The organism is Aneurinibacillus migulanus (assembly GCF_001274715.1).
GTDB lineage: Bacteria > Bacillota > Bacilli > Aneurinibacillales > Aneurinibacillaceae > Aneurinibacillus > Aneurinibacillus migulanus.
The window spans coordinates 1-594 of record NZ_LGUG01000024.1 but is presented as its reverse complement, the minus strand read 5'-3'; the positions used below and the strand labels follow the sequence as shown (position 1 = coordinate 594).

Here is a 594-nt window from a genome sequence, read left to right as displayed (position 1 = left end):
ACACCGGCATTCTCACTTCCTGCCGCTCCACCAGTCCTTCCGGTCTGACTTCACTGCTGCAGGAACGCTCCCCTACCGCGCTAGAAGTAAGAAATCAAAGGTAAAATGTAGGGTTCATTTCCACTTGCTATGTAGCACAGATAATTGTTTGCCTATACCTTCATAATTTGTTAGCAATCGCTTATATTCATCCGAAGATAAATAATGAAACTCATAGGCATAGTCCAATAAAACCTGTACTTCGTTGCAAGAGCCTATTGCTATAAGTAAAAAACGTTTGAATTCAGCTTTTGATTTTTTTCTTCCATAACCTTCAGCAATGTTCAATGGAATTGATTGAGAAGCCCTTCTCAGTTGGCTTCCTAATTCATAACGTTCATACTTTGGAAAATGTTGTGTGACTCGATGCACCTCTTTTCCAAGCTCATACGATTGCTTATATACTCGTAAGTCTCGGAATGTCCGAATCATCTTTTCACTTCCTACTTCTTACATCTCATTTCTTACTTCTAGCACTCACAGCTTCGGTAGTACGCTTAGCCCCGTTACATTTTCCGCGCAGAGTCACTCGACCAGTGAGCTATTACGCACTCT

1 rRNA gene is annotated in these 594 nt (G+C 41.4%); it reads right to left on the bottom strand.

The window, feature by feature from the left end:
* Window positions 1-594: ribosomal RNA gene (locus tag AF333_RS31365) — 23S ribosomal RNA — on the bottom strand; the annotation flags it as partial.